This window comes from Pedobacter sp. UYP1, assembly GCF_040547305.1.
Classification (GTDB): domain Bacteria; phylum Bacteroidota; class Bacteroidia; order Sphingobacteriales; family Sphingobacteriaceae; genus Pedobacter.
Genome location: NZ_JBEPPL010000001.1, coordinates 672,716 through 689,455, shown reverse-complemented (window position 1 = coordinate 689,455; position 16,740 = coordinate 672,716). Strand labels below are relative to the sequence as shown.

Genomic DNA, 16,740 nt, shown 5'->3' with positions numbered 1-16,740 from the left:
TCTGTCAAATATAATGATACTACAATTATTTAAGTCATAACCCAATGACCATTAACTCTTCATTAACTCTTTATTAACCATCTCTTCTGTGGAACGAAGGCATTTTTGTTTCAACTCAAATAAATGATGATGAAACTTAGAATTATAACGCTATTGGTCACCTGGCTAATTACAATCTCAAATTTCGCGGCTGCACAAAGTAATTTACTATTAAGTGGTCAGGTTAATAGCAATATTCCATTGGATGGCGCTACTGTTTATCTTTATAAAATTGCGGATTCAGTACCAGTGCAAACTGCAATGACAGATTCAAAAGGAACATTTAGTTTAACTCATTTAAAAGCTGGGAATTATCGGATCGCTGTGATGATGATCGGATATTCAGTTTATAAGGGAGATAGTTTCCAATTACAAGGCAATACAGTTTTACCTGTAATTCAGCTGCAGCAAACTGGGCTGGCTTTACAAGAGGTGAAAATAAGCAGTCAGAAAGCCCTGGTTGAAAAAAAGATTGACCGTACCGTAATCAATGTAGAGGCAATGATCAGCAATGCAGGAAGTACTGTTTTGGAAGTGCTGGAAAAATCTCCTGGAATTATGGTTGATCAAAATGGTAAAGTAAGTTTAAAGGGAAAAGGCGCTACTATATTCATTGATGATAAGCCAACCTATCTTTCAGGAGCTGAATTGGAAAGCTATTTAAAGTCGCTTCCTTCGTCCACTGTTGACCAGATTGAACTGATGCCTAATCCACCTGCTAAATATGATGCGGCTGGAAATGGGGGGATTATCAATATCCGGACAAAGAAGAGCAAATTGAAAGGGTTTAATGGTGGGGTCAATCTGAGCTATGTCCAGGGGAAATATATGCGGACTAACAATAGTTTTAACTTCAATTACCGCTATCATAAAGTGAACCTGTTTGGTAATTTAGGTCTTGCTGTGATTAATAGCTATAGCGACCTGGATATTAACCGCCATTTCGAAAATATTAACGGGGAAATCGTTTCTAATTTCTTACAGAATTCTTTTTCCCGCACAAGGGGGCAAAGCTACACAAGCAAAGTTGGTATGGATTATTATTTATCTGACAAAACCACTTTTGGTATTGGTCTTACTGGGTTATACCGGCGTTTGAAACAGAAAATGCGCGTTAAAAGTGTTTTTACGAATGCTCAGAATTTGATTGACTCTACAGTGCTAGCTGATAACAGCGAGCGGAATAAATTTAGGAATATGGGTGTAAATTTAAACTACAGGCACTTATACGATAAAAATGGCAGAGAATTGACAGCGGATATAGATTATGTCAATTACAAAACTCAGAATGATCAATCATTTGATAATAATAGTTATCTGAAAGATGGACTGGCAGCAAACAATTATTTGTTAACCGGATCTCTGCCTGCCGGGATTAATATATATTCAGCTAAAATTGATTACTCACATCCTTTGAAGAGCGGCGTCAAATTGGAAACAGGATTAAAAACCAGTTATACACAGACGGACAATATTGCTGATTATTTTTATACAGTAAACCAGCTAACCAAACCTGATTACAATAAGACTAATCATTTTTTATACAAAGAGCATATCAATGCAGCTTATGTGAATGCGAATAAAGAGTTTAACCGTTTAACAGTACAGGCTGGACTGAGGCTGGAGAATACGGTTTCTAACGGACATCAATTAGGAAATATACAGAAGACGGATTCGACTTTTAAACGTAACTATACCGGACTGTTTCCTACTTTATATTTACAGTATAAATTGGATACCGCAAGTACTAATTTGTTAAGTATTGATTACGGACGGAGAATTGACAGACCTTACTATCAAGATTTAAATCCGTTTTTATCACCGATTGATAAGTTTACTTATTATACAGGGAATCCATTTTTGAAGCCATCTTATACAAATAGTATAGAACTTTCGCATACTTATAAAGGCAAGTTTACCACGTCTTTAAGTTATGGAAAATCAATAGATCAGGTAAATGAGACTATTGAAATTGTCAATGGTATTTATTACAGCAGGCCTGGTAATATTGGGAGTGCTATAGTGAAGTCGCTGTCTTTTGATGGTAGTTTTGATTTGGCTTCCTGGTTTAATTTTCACTTTTATGGACAGGTCATCAATATTCATACAGTCAGTGCATTTTATACTGGGGAACTGGATACGAAAGGGACATTCTTTTATTTAAAACCAATTTTACAGTTTAAAGCCGGAAAAGACTGGACGATACAGCTGGATGGTTATTACCAAAGTAAAGTAACGAATGCTCAGTTTGTTGCTGGCGAACAGAAGCGGATGAATGTAGCGGTTGCAAAAAAAATATCACCGAGTACCACAGTTAAACTGGTGGTTAATGATGTGTTTCATTCGTACGTGAATAGTGGTGTGATTAATAATTTAGCACTAACCAAAGCGGATTATCATAGTGTAGGGGACAGCCGTACCGCGGTTCTTTCTTTGAGCTACAGATTCGGTAAAGCTATTTCTAATCTGCGTAAACATGAGGGAAATGGAGCGGAAAGCGAACAGAAACGGGTAAAGAATTAATGCGGTAAACGTTCCAGCAAGATTACGCCGACTAGAGCGAGCACGGTCAGGGCAATATTCACTTTGAAATGTTTTCTCCATCCCATATGACTAAAAAGCCCTCCGCAAGGACAAGGATAACGGTCATATGCCTGGTACATTATTCCTGCTACGTAAATCGTGAAAATGAGCATCATCGTTAACGATAAATACATTCCAAATAATCTGGTGGTCGAGTTGATCAGGAGAATAATAATACCGATTTCAGTTAAAGGTAGTAATATAGTAAGGGGTGAAACAATCCATTTAGGGATTGCCTGACTGCGTAGTATTGCTCTGAAATATCTCAGGTTACGGAATTTTGGAAAGGAAGCGTAAGACCAAAGTGCAATGAAGATGCCAGTGATGGAATAAGTCAGGATTGTAAGTATCATATTTTTCCTTGTTGGTTAATACCAATGTCTGAAGATTTTCGGGCTATGGGTAGGGACAAAAGTCCCAAAATCAAGCGTTGTCAGTTGTAGCTCAGTATAGCGAATTAGAATTTTTATCGTTCCGATGGTTAAATTATCTTAACTTTCTCTCCACTATACTATAATATAACCGAAATATCATAGCTCTTTATTCATGACTGATTCTAACTTAAAGCAAAATATTCTGTTAATTTTTCTGCTGCTATGTTTCTCAACCGGCTTCGCACAAAGCAATAATAACAACATCATCTTAAAAGGTATCATCAAGAACGTCGATAACGTAGCAATTGATGGTGCAACTTTGTTTTTAAAAGATGGTCATACAGGTCAGGTCGTTAAACAAGAATTAACCAGTATAGATGGAACTTTTGCTTTTACTGCAGTTGCTGGAACCTATGTAATCTCGGTAAGTTATCTTGGTACATTGTCTTATCAGAGTGAGTTGCTGAAATTAGCTGGAAGTATAGATCTAGGAGTGATTAAAATTGAAACAACAGCACGTAGCTTAAAGGAAGTTGTTATTCAGAGTTCTGGAAATAAACCTATTGTAAAGATTGAAGGCAGGAAAATGATATATAATATCCAGAAGAGTGTAACTGCGCAGGGTACAAATGTACTGGAAGCCCTAAAGAAAACTCCAGGTGTAATTGTCAATCAGGATAACACAATTACGCTCAATGGGGCTAATGGTGCGCTGGTCATGATTAATGGCAGACAAACTTATTTACAGGCTGCGGAACTGGCACAACTGTTGAAAACTATGTCTTCCTCCGACTTAAAATCTATCGAGATTATTAGAAATCCGTCTGCAGAATACGATGCTTCCGGCACCGGTGGTATTATTAATCTTGTCCTTCAGAAGTCAATTGCTGAAGGTTTCAATGGGAGCATCAACAATGGGGTTGCATACGGGCAAACTTTGAAGCAAAATACCAATATGAATCTTAATTTCCGCGAAGGAAAAGTTAATCTCTTTGGCAGTTACAATCACAATTTTGGACATTTTGCGATGGACTATGACAATGACCGGACCACAAATGGAAAGATTTATCTGAACTTGAATCATGACGTAGATAAACGGCATAGTATAGGGTCAACTTTGGGTGCGGATTATGCGATAGACACGACCAAAACGATTGGAATAGTGATGAATGGTAATTTTTCGGGTGGTGGTGGTTTGATCACTCCTTTAACGAATATCTATGACCAGCCAACAGGCCAGCTTTTACAAACTTTAAAGAGTCAGAGTGACTATCCAGATCAAAAGGCCAACAGGTACAATTTCAACTTAAATTACCGGTATAAAAGTATTAATAATACGACCCTGGATATAGATGCAGATTATGGAATCTTCGATGCAGCGACAAAAAACCTGAGTACAAATAGTTTTTATGCTCCAAACGGCGATTTTCAATCCTCCAATAATTTCCTGGTGGCTAACAGCAGGGATATTAAATTGTATGCGGCTAAAATAGACTATGGCTTTCCAGTTGGGAAGGGCAGAATGGTAACTGGTGCAAAATTTTCTAGTGTAAACGCTAATAATATATTTGATCAGTATGATGTAAATGGCAGTGTAAATATCATTGACATAAACGTATCAAATACCTTTAAATATCAGGAACAAATAACTGCAGGATATTTAAAGTACGAGACACCTGTTAACGATAAACTCAGTATGGATATCGGTGTAAGATTGGAAAATACGCATTCTAAAGGAGATTTGCAGCCAAGAGAAGGTAGTAGCCAGTCGCCGGCTTTAGTAGTTAGAAATTATTTGAATGTGTTTCCAACAGCCGGAATTACTTATAAAACCGGGCATTCAGGTACTTATAATTTGAGTATTGCCCGTCGTATTGATCGTCCCGCTTATAATGATCTGAATCCATTTTCATATCCTGTTGACGAGCTTTCTTATTGGAAAGGAAATCCATTTCTTAAGCCTCAATATGCAAACATATTGTCACTTCAGTATAGTTATAAGAGTACAACGATATCCGCTGGTTATACCAAAACAAGCGATCTGAGTAGCGGAATAACTGAGGTTTTGGAAGAGAACAGAATTATTATGATACCCAGAAATATAGGGTTTCAAAATAACCTTAATCTGACCATTACCCAACAAATTACCTTGGCCAAATGGTGGAATGTGAGTTTGACGGGGATAGGGTATCGTTTAGAGAATAAGGTAGGAACTCTGGAATATGGAGATTATAGCCGCAGTCGTTTTGCAGGTACAATTAATATACAACAAACTTTTAACCTGCCTGGCCATATGACGGCTGAAGTTGCTGGTGTGGTGAACTCAAAGAATATAAGTAGTCTGAATACTTATATAAAAAGCAATTCACAGCTGGACCTTGGCTTGCAAAAGAATTTAATGAAAGATAAAGCAACAATCAGATTGGCAGTTACAGATCTGTGGAGGACAAATAAGATAAATACAGCTACACAACTGAATAATTTACTGCTTCATACCACCTATGTAGGGGAAAGCCGTCAGATACGCTTGAATTTTACCTATCGTTTTGGCAATAATAAGATCAAGACAAAAGATAACCGCGAATCGGGGCTGCAAAATGAATCACAAAGATTGTAATAACTCAATACCTGTTGAAATCCTCATTGCAAAGACTTGATTCTTTATCCCGCGCAGGTGAACAAGATGAACGAAGCAACATAAGTTCCATAATTCTCAATTTGGCTACAAATGTCCTCAATTGGGCTACATTCGGGAAATTCCATTTATCGACGTTTGTTGTGTAAAATAAAAAGCAAAAATTATGACACAACAAAATAATAATCCAGTTACCAGTAAAGTTTGGTTCATTACAGGAAGTTCACGAGGTTTTGGAAGGGTTTGGGCCGAAGCAGCACTTAAGCGAGGTGATAGAGTCGCAGCAACAGCTCGTCAATTGGCCAGTATTGCTGATCTTAAAGAAAAATACGGTGAAAATGTACTGACTTTAGCGCTGGATGTAACGAATGCTGAGCAGGTTAAGGCCGTTGTAGCACAAGCGCATGCCCACTTTGGCAAATTGGATATCGTATTAAACAATGCAGGTTACTCGTTAGTGGGTACTATAGAAGAAGGCAGCGCAGAAGATATCAGGGCAGAATATGAAACTAACGTATTAGGGCCAGTTGCAGTAATCCAGGCTGCTTTACCTTTGTTACGTAAACAGGGTGGTGGGCATATCCTTGGAACATCAAGCAATCTCGGCCATGTTACATTACCGGTTATTGGCTATTATTGTTCTTCAAAATGGGCATTCGAAGCAATTCACGAAAGTTTAGCTTTAGAAGTTAAAGCTTTCGGGATTAAGGTAACAATCATAGAGCCGGGTGCTTATGCGACAGAGTTTGGCAGTCCGGAATCTTTAAAATTTGCAGCAGGTCTTGATATTTATGAGGATTTCAAAATGCAATTTTTTAACAGTTTAAGAGAAATGGAAAGAGGCGATCCTGGTGCAACACCAGAAGCAATGTTTAAAGTCGTTGATTCGGAAAATCCACCTCTGCGAATTAATCTGGGTAGTAATAATTTATCATGGACACGTGCTGTATATGCGGAAAGAATGGCTACCTGGGAAGAATGGGATACTGTTGCTATAGCAGCGCAAGGTACTTCAAAGTAATTTTTCGGTAAACAATTAATTATAGCCGGTATTCAACAGTATTACCGGTTATAATTGCATTAAATTTAAATATGAAAAAGGAAGGGATAATCCATGTTAAAATGGAATCATTATCAGATATGCACCGGACCTTTGGTTTGCCTGCACCGTCACATCCATTAATTAGTTTAATAGACGGTGCAACAAACCGGGTCATTCTGGGTAGTTTGCCAACCTCCCATGTTTTAAATTTTTATAAAATTTCTTATAAGCCAAGTATTGGCGGCAAGTTAAAATATGGTCAGGATTATTATGACTTTGATGAAGGAGGTTTGTTATTTGCTGCACCTAACCAGGTTATTGGAAACCATGCGAACAATGATACAGAAATATGTTCCCAATATACTTTATTGATTCACCCGGACTTTTTCTGGAATTATCCTTTAGCAAAAAGAATAAAGCAATATGGTTTTTTTTCTTATTCGGCAAATGAAGCATTGCACCTGTCGGAAAAGGAGAAAGCAACGATTATTTCTATTTTTAAAATCATTGAAGAAGAGTTAAACAGCAGAATAGATGACTTTAGCCAGGATGTGATCATCTCCCAGGTTGAGTTATTATTAAACTATGCTAATCGATTTTACAAACGGCAATTCATCACAAGAAAAGCAGTTAGCAATAGTTTGCTGCAAAAGCTTGATGATATATTAGATGAGTATTTCAGGGGTGATAAATCTGCAGATCACGGAATACCAACAGTACACTACCTTTCTGAAAAACTGAATATATCACCGAGTTATTTGAGTGATATGTTAAGGTCGCTTACCGGGGAAAATACCCAGTATATTATACACCAAAAGATCATAGAAAAAGCGAAAGAAAAACTATCTGCCACAAGTTTATCAGTAAGTGAAGTTGCCTATGCGCTTGGATTTGGGCATCCGCAATCTTTCAATAAACTATTTAAGGCGAAAACTAAATTATCGCCTTTAGAGTTCAGGAAGTCATTTAACTGAGTCCAGAAGTTCATAAAACTTCAGTACGTGATTTTAATACTGGTTTGCAGGATGTTGTGTATTTACGTTAAGTGTCAATACATCTAAAATTACCTGGGATTCCCCGAATCATCCGGTACGATTTTAATAATCCTTCGCAGACATAGCCGCATTTAACCAGTACACTTTCAGCACGTGAATTTGTTTCAAGAACAACTGCTTATATTCTGAGATATGACATGAAGCAGCATAATAAGGCTTCATGTCATATCCTGGGGTTATCAGAATATTTTTGGATATAAATTCTTAGTAGCCAGAACATCTCCTGCAGTAAAGTTGCTCCAAGGTAATACAGTAGAATTCATCACAGATCCGGGATCTACAAGAGGAGTATCGAAGTAAGGGAAAGTTCCCCTGATAAATGATCCTTTGTTCTCATCAGTATGATTGAAACCGATCGTATGACCCATTTCATGTGTAATTGCAAAAAGCTTCTCACTCGCTGGCAAATTATTGAATTTGCTGTTGATCTCAATACTCTGGCCAGCTCTGCCATTTGATCCTGGCAGGTAAGCACGTGCAATCCAGTTCGCATCTTCATATCCCATGAATATCCTGACATCTCCACCGGCGCTGGATGCTAATAATGACATATTGAGTGTCATATAATAATGATCCTCCATGTTATTCCAGTTCATTACTGCGCCCAGGACTGCACTATTCCATTCAAATGGTACGCCCGCATCCATATAATACTTAATGTTCTTTTGATAAGGATCTTTGACCAGATAGGGTCCTCTCCAATGTTCGGTCTGCGGAGTGGTTTCATTTTTCATCCTCGTTTCCACTTCTTCCCTGGTAATTATAATGTCCTTTTCGAGGATGAATCTTCCGTCCTTATAAGCAATGTTTTCAGCTCTGAATCCTTTACCAGTGAGATAAGCAGTAAGCTGTTTAATATTATCTTCCGCTTTTGGATTTGTAGCGGCTTCATCCTTTTTACAGGAAGAGATAACCATACTCAGGCAGGCCATCGTAAACAGTAATTTGATTGTCTTTTTACAAATTTCTTTTTTCATGTTTTCCTTTGGTTAAATTTAGGTTAGATTTTTTATGAATATACGTATTATAAGTGTATTTATTATCTTTAATTTGTTTATGATTGGTATTGTCTGAAATATTATTCTTCTATGGTTAAATTTGTTGGAGAAGGATGAGCTGGGTTTGCAAGGATAAATGATAATTAAAAATCTTTTGTTTTGAGCGGCACAGACCTGGAAAACTTGTTTTAAGTTATATTTGCTGCAGATAGTTTTAATCATGATTTTCGAAAATGCCTCCAAAGAGTTTCTGTGCCTCATGGAACTGAATAATGAAAATAAACATACTGTTTTTGATTTTCGGGAAACAGATAAGACCTTGATCTGGAATACCGGTGATTTTCTAAATATTACTGTAGATAAGGTTCCATACCAATTGTCAAAGAATGAGCTCATCTTTTTAACGGAGTTTCACAAAATTGACGATATCGGGTTTGATACTGCCCGGATGGTTCGTTTTAACAAATCATTTTTCTGCATGATTGACCAGGATAATCAAGTGGGCAGTAAAGGATTGTTATTTTATGGCGCAGCGCATATACAAATAGTCAAAGTGGATATTACTGTAATTGAAGATTTTGAAGCCTCATGGGAAATCTTCTATAATGAAATGCAGCAGGAAGACATTCTCCAAAAAGAGATGTTGGAAACGATGCTTAAACGAATGCTAATTCTTTCGGTCAGAATTTTAAGAAAGTCAACCTATTTACATCAGCTGGAAAAAAGCCAGGTAGATATCATCAGAGAGTTTAATTTCCTGGTAGAGAGTCATTTTTATAAACACCATGACGTGGCATTTTATGCTTCAAAACTAAACAAGTCTCCAAAAACATTATCCAACTTATTTTCTAATACCTTTAACCGGTCTCCACTAGGTATTATTCACGATAGGATTATGATCCATGCTAGAAGACAAATCGATTACACCAGCTTTTCTATCAAGGAAATTGCGCATCAATTAGGTTATAAGGATATACAAACGTTTAGCAGATTCTTTAGAAATAAAGAAGGTATATCTCCAGCTCAGTACCGTGAAAAACACACATTGTCTTAAAGCTATACTATACTAACTATCAATTTCAGGAAGAATCGTTAACTCTTCGGGAATATCTGTCTATCAACTGCCTTGTTTTTAGCTGCACATTTGCTGCATCAGAAATTAAATGTAAAAAGGCAGAACTCATGAAAAGTACAAAAACCAGGTGGCGCAGATTAGGTTGGGCAGGAATAGAAATTGAGTGCGCAGGCGAAACGCTCCTCATAGATTATATACAGGACACTTCACAACTTGCCATGATCCGGACTCCAAATGAATCCTTTCCGGCTTCATCAAATCAAGGCTTTACCTCAGTCGCACTTTTAACCCACCTCCATGCAGATCATGCCGACCCCGGTGCATTGGCTTTGGCTCTTCGCAGTGGCGCACCGATCTTTCGTCCTGTACCTGCAACTGGAAGTGAGGCAGATCTTGCATTAACACAGCATGCAGAAAAAGAATTTAATAAATATATGCTCGCCACTGAAGTAGTAGGAGAATGGGAAGAACGGGAAGTAGGGCCATTTCGAATATTCTCAGCTCCGGCCGTTGATGGATTTGGTGATCCGCAGCTGAGCTGGATTGTTGAATGCGGAGGACATAGGATTATTCATGCTGGAGATACTTTATTTCATGGCTTTTGGTGGCGCATTGCCAATAAATTCGGGCCATTTGATATTGCTTTTTTGCCAATTAATGCACCGGTCGTTGATTTTCCGCCTCTTCAGCCAATGAGTCCTCTTGAAGCCGTGATGACACCGGAACAGGCGGCAATTGCAGCTCACATTTTGAAAACCAGATCTGTGGTTGCAATTCATTTTGGTTCCATGCATAAACCTCCGATGTATATCGAAACACCACATCCGGTAAAGCGTTTAAGTGATCAATTAAACGGGGTAGGAATCGGTATTATATTTGATGAACCAGGTGTATGGTTCGGACTTTGATAATTTAATCCCGTTATATATGCAAGTATTATACTGCTTATTGATAATTATTTCATGATATAGATCATGCTGAAAACTGTTTAAGCTCATTTGGAGGCTGGGTAGTCCTAAATACATTTGATCATAATTTAAATGATTTCATTATGAAAAAAGTATGGATACTAGCGCTTTTGGTAAGCGTGACATTGACAAGTTTGGCGCAACAAAAAGGGGAGTGGCGCGTAAGATTACGTGGAACAGTAGTTGCTCCTGATGCCAGTGCAACTATCAGTACAATAGGTGGATCGGCAGATATTAGCACAACGGTAATTCCTGAACTGGATTTTACTTATTTCTTAACTAAGAATTTCTCTGCAAATCTAATCCTAGGTACAACCCGCCATCAAATAACAGCGACAGAGACTGCTTTAGGAGATGTAAATGTTGGTAAAGTGTGGTTATTACCACCGACTTTAACATTTCTGTACCATGCGCCAGTTGCAAAAGGCATTTTACCTTATGTAGGTGCCGGTGTCAATTATACTATTTTTTATAGCGCTAAAAATGGACCTGCTATTGCGCATACTGACTATAAAAATAAATTTGCCTTCGCTGCACAGATTGGTAGTGACTTTGATATCGGCAAAAACTTATTCCTGAATATAGATGTAAAGAAAATCTGGCTAAGAACAGACGCAACAGTAACAACCATACCAAGCGTTGCTGGTGGAGCAACTGTAATTGCCAATACAAAAATAGACCCCTGGTTATTTAGCCTGGGTATCGGAAAGAGGTTCTAATATTAAGCGTGCGGGAAAAGAGTCAAGGTATTGAACAAGAATGAAAAGATTCTTAGTATTGAAAGTGAAAAGGGTTATTAGTCGATAATAACCCTTTTTTATGAAATATTTATAGAAAGTGATGGTTTTTAGGTTCAGCCTAAGTCAAAACTTTGTTAATCAATTGGTTTTAAAATCCTGTTCCACCTCACTTTATTCAGAAAATTTTTTGCCGAATCAATGCTCATCCAGGTAATTAAAGCTTTGCCAATTACATGGTCTTCTGGTACATATCCCCAGAAACGTGAATCCAGTGAATTGTGGCGATTGTCACCCATCATCCAGTAATAGTTCATTTTAAACGTATAGCTATCTGTTTTTTTACCATTGATCAGTATATCCTTTCCGGCTAATTCAACTTTATTGTGCTCATATAACTCAATTGCCCTGCGGTATAAGATTAAATTTTCTTGATTTAACGGTACTGACATGCCTATTTTCGGTAAAGTCAGCGGGCCAAAATTGTCTTCATTCCATTTGAACCTTTCGTTATGAGGGAAAACAGCTGCATCGTAGCTGCCCGCCGGCTCTACTACTGGTGTTACACTTTTGATGTAAGAGAATCCTTTAAAAGTTGTCAACTGTTCTTTCGGTATAATCATTTCATAAGTATTGATATCAATTTGCTGGCGGACTTCAATATTCATATCACGAAAAACGTCAGTATTAATCATATCTCCAGAGGTGATTACTTGATAAGATGTCTGAGCCTTTTCGGCATTTGGAGCAGCTTTTCCATTGATATAAACCTGCGAATTTACAATCGTCAGCACATCTCCAGGCGTGGCCTGACAACGTTTAATAAGGTTCGTTCTTACATCTACAGGTTTATCATAAGCAGGATCAGCTTCTTCAGGTTTATTGAACACCACAATATCCCCCTTTTTAATCTTTGTTAAACCTGGCAAGCGGAAGTATGGCAACTTTATACCATCCCAGTACGTTTTGATATGATATTTTGTAATTGTAGATTCCAGAAAAGGGTTTTGAACAGGTGTAAAGGGCATTCTTGGGCCATAGCTGATTTTGCTCACAAACAAATAATCTCCAGTAAGCAACGTTCCTTCCATTGAACCCGAAGGGATAGCATAGGCTGAGAATACCAGGCCCCGGATAATAGTCGAGGCGATAAGGGCAAATAACAAGGCATCAAACCATTCCCGTTTTTTTGTTTTTCTGGGTTTGGTTGTTCCTGTATTTCTCTTGAGGGGGAAATTCCATTTCATAACTTTAGTTTTTAGTAAGCTTTTGACAGTGCAATTGAAGGTTTGTTACAACGCTATCTTTAGAAGATTTACTTTGTTTCTTCAAATGACGGAGAGATTAAACCAGTTTAAATGAAATTGCTTTAGCCATTAAATATTCCATTTCTGCAATAAAAACCATTTGATCCATAAGCTTATCATGTAGATGTTCACTTATAACTAAAAGCACAGCATGTCATTAAGATCGTAATTAAATATCATCATATGATTAATCTGTAAAATTAAAAGATAACTTAATGATTTCATTTACAGCACTTTATTGTTATTTAATATTTAAAACACTTTAAGTGAATTTATATTGAAATTGACTACTTTTGTGAAAAATATTATATTTATAATTATACAAAATGAGAAAAAAATTTACTAAAAGTGTCTGTAGTTTATTTTTACTATTTGGACTAGCTACTACACTTTGTGGCTGTGCTAAGGATGTAGTTCAACCAGTTGCAATTAATCGTGAAAAAATGGAAAGAATTGAACGATTTATATCGATCATGTGGGAAGTTCCTAAAAAAGATATAGTATTCGATAACAAAAATAACGAATATATATTTGGTCAATTTAAATTTGATATAGAAAGAATGGAATACTTATACGACACGTCTAATAATTATAAAGCTAAATACGAAAACAATAAATAATGAAAAATATTAAAATAATTACTTTGCTATTTCTGTTTTCAATTATAGCCATCAAAGCAAATGCTGGTGTAGATATCACAAAGTTCATCATCGATAGTCAATATTTAACTAACAACCTTAAGTTAAGATTAAATCCTAGCGGAGAAACATCATTCACAGCTAAATTTACCGTGGTAAAAGGAATAGAAATAGGAATTACTAATGCTGTTCTTGAGGTCATCCTTCAGGAAGGATCAACACAAACAGTGATCAGCAATCAATTGACAAGATATAGTGGAGATTGGCCAAGTCAAAATAATGTATGGGAGGGCGCTATAGATTGTAAGCTTCCAGCTGGGAAAAAAACTGGGGATATTTATCTAAGACTTACCAGATATGAAGGGTCAGTAAAATCAGCAGTTACTCTTTCTGTAACTAAAACTAGCTTAGATGGTCCCACAGTACCAGTTGGGCCAAATAGACCCGCTCCTGCAACGCCTGCACCGGATATTGCTGGAGCAATACCTTTTCTTGAATATTATGGAGATAATTACAATCTATATTATTTAAGAACTGCCCCGCAGGGAATGCCTCCAATTTCTGTGTTCAGAGGCTTATTAGGATACGGTGCGCCTGAGAATACACCTGGGTCTGTACCCTTATACTGGTATTCTGAATATAAGAATCCGCCGGCAGATGAGTATTATACTATTAATAAACAAGAATATGAAAGACTTACTTATAATAGTACCCCTTTTAATGTCTTTACTACTCAAATAACAGGTACAAAACCAATATACTGTCACTGGAATCCTATAACTAAGACACACCGTTATATGAATGCTCCAGGCATGATAGGTAGTGAATGGGTATTTGAAGATGTGAAATTTTATATGTATCAAAACAAACAGATAACGACACATCCTTTGCCAGAAGTTGATTGTGAAGAGTTATATGAATATTACAATTATGGAAAAATAGATCACTATTTAACAACGAAAAAAATGGATTACGGAGACTGGAAATATGTCAAGGTATTAGGATATATATCTACCATTCAGAAACCAAATACCGTTCCTTTGTACCAGTATTATGCTAACAATAAAACTGATCATTACTATACGACTACTAAAAAAGATTATGGAGAGTGGATATACGAAGGTATTTTAGGATATGTGTATGCAGAAAGCCAGCCAACAACGGTTCCTATTTATGAGTTCTACGATTATTCTAATTTCGACCATTACTTTACTCCGGTAAACCGAAATTATCCAGGTTATGGGGCAGTGGGGTTAAGATTCCATATACTTCCATATCCTTACTAACAACTTACAATACTTTTCTAAGACCAGATTGATTTATGATTAAATCAATCTGGTCTTTTATAATATATTATCCTGCGTGATACCTTATAAATTAAACGATTGCCGGAACTTTAAAGGAGAAATGCTGGTTTTCTTTTTAAACAGTTTATTAAACGACTGCGGGTATTCAAAACCTAACTGGTAGGCAATTTCGGCAACAGTAAGATTAGTTATAGAAAGGTATTCTTTAGCCTTTTCGATCAGTTTTTCCTGGATGTGTTGCTGAGCACTTTGGCCGGTAAGATTACGTAAAAGATCACTTAAATAATATGGCGACATATGAAGTTGATCAGCCAGGGCTTCAACAGTAGGTGGGCCTGTTTTTAAGATTTTCTCCTCGTCAAAATATTCGTTTAGCAATAATTCCATTTTGGTTAGCACATCATGATTTACGGCTTTTCGGGTAATAAATTGTCGCTCATAAAACCGGTTGCAGTAACTTAATAATAAATCAATTTGAGAAAGGATGATATCCTGCGTATGCCGGTCAATATGCTGGTATTCTTCCTCGATCTTATGAAATATCTCTTCCACATTCTTTTCTTCTTTTTCCGAAAGATGCAATGCTTCATTTACAGCATATGAAAAGAACCCATAATTTTTGATTGCAGTTGCAAGCGGATGTTTGTATAGAAAATCAGGGTGGATCAATAATGCATATCCAGATGCGGGGCTGAGTATATCCATTTGATCCGCATCCAGCGACATTACCTGTTTAGGCGCAAGAAACGTCATTATACCTTTATTGTAATCATAATATTGCTGACCATATTTTGTTTTTCCTGCAATATTTCTTTTCAGAGATATACAATAGAAATTGACAGAAAACTGTCTCCATATCGGATCGTCTTTAAAACGCATATCTGAAATGCGAACTACACTCACCAGTGGATGTAAGGGCTCCGGTAAAGAAACCAAACGATGTTTTTCGGATATGGAATTAATAATTTTCATTTGAACTGGTTTTATAAATTTACAACAAGCAATGCAATTTTCTGTCAATTAGCTCTATTAGTTTTTATCCTGATATTTGCTTTCTTATTTCTTTCCTGAATTCTTCATTGCCAATTTCCAAACGGCGTGCATACATTGCTTTTGCATCTTCACCAGCCAAATAACGAACCTGATCCTTATTGTCGGTTGCTGCTTCAAAAACTACTTCGGCAATTTGTTCTGCAGTCGAAGCCATCTCCATCATTCCATCTATAGCCGAAAATAACTTGTCTTCTATTTCCTGATATTCAGGATGCGAACTTCTATCGAGTGATCTTCCTGTAAAATCTGTCGCAATACCACCAGGGGCAATAGTTTTAATCCCGATATTGTGCAAACCCAATTCAAATGACATGCTCTCTGACCAGCCCTCTATAGCAAATTTTGTGGCATGATAAATAGAATGCAACGGAAATCCAAATAGCCCGCCTATTGAGGTTGTACTGATAAATAAACCACTTTTCTTTTCCCTGAAATGAGGGATAAATGCCTGCGTAACCCGTAATACTCCCAAAAGATTAGTGTTGATCTGTCTTAAAATTTGTTCATCACTCAATGCTTCCATGGCGCCCATCAAGCCATACCCTGCATTGTTAAAGACTACATCGATAGTGTATAAAGAAATAGCCTTAGCTACAGTGGTTTTAATTTGTTCTGGATTGGTTACATCCATTGGTAAAATAGTTACATTTTCCAATTCAGTGAGTTCCATTTCCTTTTTCGGATCCCGCATCGTACCAATTACATTCCAACCTCTTGACTGAAATAATTTGGCAGTTGCTTTTCCCAAACCCGCCGATGCTCCTGTAATAAAAATTGTCTTTTTCATTTTTCTGCTTTTAATTTGTACACTACAAAGATTCTAGATAAATTAAAGACCTGTGTTTCCAAACCGGGGTTAATTGTATCCAAGTTTGGGTAAGAGATAATAATTTTGAACTGACTCCGCCATTTGGCTACAACAAGTAGGT

At 37.0% G+C, this 16,740-nt stretch carries 14 protein-coding genes; 9 read left to right on the top strand and 5 right to left on the bottom strand.

Annotated features, from left to right (window positions below; translation table 11 throughout):
• Positions 1–123: 123 nt before the first annotated feature.
• Positions 124–2,562: an outer membrane beta-barrel protein gene (locus ABIB30_RS03050; protein ID WP_354299280.1), complete on the top strand. Its 2,439-nt coding sequence runs from the start codon at positions 124–126 to the stop codon at positions 2,560–2,562.
• Here ABIB30_RS03050 and ABIB30_RS03045 read toward each other — a convergent pair.
• Positions 2,559–2,975 carry a MauE/DoxX family redox-associated membrane protein gene (locus ABIB30_RS03045; RefSeq protein WP_354299279.1) on the bottom strand — a complete coding sequence of 139 codons (417 nt, stop codon included), beginning with the start codon at positions 2,973–2,975 and terminating at the stop codon, positions 2,559–2,561. The two genes, ABIB30_RS03050 and ABIB30_RS03045, sit on opposite strands and share 4 nt — an antisense overlap.
• Positions 2,976–3,168: 193 nt before the next feature.
• Here ABIB30_RS03045 and ABIB30_RS03040 point away from each other — a divergent pair, with 193 nt between their 5' ends.
• The 3 genes from ABIB30_RS03040 to ABIB30_RS03030 all read left to right on the top strand — a co-directional run bounded on the left by ABIB30_RS03040 (position 3,169) and on the right by ABIB30_RS03030 (position 7,647).
• Entirely contained in the window at positions 3,169–5,613 is a 2,445-nt protein-coding gene (locus tag ABIB30_RS03040) for an outer membrane beta-barrel protein (RefSeq protein ID WP_354299278.1), read from the top strand.
• A gap of 184 nt (positions 5,614–5,797) precedes the next feature.
• Positions 5,798–6,652 carry an SDR family NAD(P)-dependent oxidoreductase gene (locus ABIB30_RS03035; RefSeq protein ID WP_354299277.1) on the top strand — a complete coding sequence of 285 codons (855 nt, stop codon included), beginning with the start codon at positions 5,798–5,800 and terminating at the stop codon, positions 6,650–6,652.
• Between the two features lie 101 nt (positions 6,653–6,753).
• On the top strand, positions 6,754–7,647 hold the full coding sequence (locus ABIB30_RS03030) for a helix-turn-helix domain-containing protein (protein WP_502931078.1): 894 nt from the start codon (positions 6,754–6,756) through the stop codon (positions 7,645–7,647).
• Positions 7,648–7,907: 260 nt separating this feature from the next.
• Here ABIB30_RS03030 and ABIB30_RS03025 read toward each other — a convergent pair whose 3' ends face one another.
• Positions 7,908–8,705, bottom strand: coding sequence for a M57 family metalloprotease (locus ABIB30_RS03025; protein ID WP_354299275.1), 798 nt, complete (start codon positions 8,703–8,705; stop codon positions 7,908–7,910).
• A gap of 241 nt (positions 8,706–8,946) precedes the next feature.
• On the opposite strand from ABIB30_RS03025, the gene ABIB30_RS03020 reads away from it, so the two are divergent.
• From ABIB30_RS03020 to ABIB30_RS03010, 3 genes are all read left to right on the top strand, one after another.
• On the top strand, positions 8,947–9,780 hold the full coding sequence (locus ABIB30_RS03020) for an AraC family transcriptional regulator (RefSeq protein WP_354299274.1): 834 nt from the start codon (positions 8,947–8,949) through the stop codon (positions 9,778–9,780).
• A 128-nt stretch (positions 9,781–9,908) separates the two neighbouring features.
• Complete coding sequence (locus tag ABIB30_RS03015) at positions 9,909–10,709, top strand: MBL fold metallo-hydrolase (protein WP_354299273.1); 801 nt, start codon at positions 9,909–9,911, stop codon at positions 10,707–10,709.
• Between the two features lie 143 nt (positions 10,710–10,852).
• Positions 10,853–11,488 carry an OmpW/AlkL family protein gene (locus ABIB30_RS03010; protein WP_354299272.1) on the top strand — a complete coding sequence of 212 codons (636 nt, stop codon included), beginning with the start codon at positions 10,853–10,855 and terminating at the stop codon, positions 11,486–11,488.
• 155 nt (positions 11,489–11,643) lie between these two features.
• Here ABIB30_RS03010 and lepB read toward each other — a convergent pair whose 3' ends face one another.
• Positions 11,644–12,753: a signal peptidase I gene (lepB, locus tag ABIB30_RS03005; RefSeq protein ID WP_354299271.1), complete on the bottom strand. Its 1,110-nt coding sequence runs from the start codon at positions 12,751–12,753 to the stop codon at positions 11,644–11,646.
• Between the two features lie 386 nt (positions 12,754–13,139).
• Here lepB and ABIB30_RS03000 point away from each other — a divergent pair, with 386 nt between their 5' ends.
• Positions 13,140–13,433: a hypothetical protein gene (locus tag ABIB30_RS03000; RefSeq protein WP_354299270.1), complete on the top strand. Its 294-nt coding sequence runs from the start codon at positions 13,140–13,142 to the stop codon at positions 13,431–13,433.
• Positions 13,433–14,737 carry a hypothetical protein gene (locus ABIB30_RS02995; protein ID WP_354299269.1) on the top strand — a complete coding sequence of 435 codons (1,305 nt, stop codon included), beginning with the start codon at positions 13,433–13,435 and terminating at the stop codon, positions 14,735–14,737. The genes ABIB30_RS03000 and ABIB30_RS02995 overlap by 1 nt, the downstream gene beginning before the upstream one ends.
• An 84-nt stretch (positions 14,738–14,821) precedes the next feature.
• Here ABIB30_RS02995 and ABIB30_RS02990 read toward each other — a convergent pair whose 3' ends face one another.
• The gene (locus ABIB30_RS02990) at positions 14,822–15,730 is read right to left on the bottom strand and encodes a helix-turn-helix domain-containing protein (RefSeq protein ID WP_354299268.1); all 909 of its coding nucleotides are present in this window, start codon (positions 15,728–15,730) and stop codon (positions 14,822–14,824) included.
• A 64-nt stretch (positions 15,731–15,794) separates the two neighbouring features.
• A complete protein-coding gene (locus ABIB30_RS02985) occupies positions 15,795–16,598 on the bottom strand; it encodes an SDR family oxidoreductase (RefSeq protein ID WP_354299267.1) in 804 nt (267 codons plus the stop codon).
• Positions 16,599–16,740 lie beyond the last annotated feature (142 nt).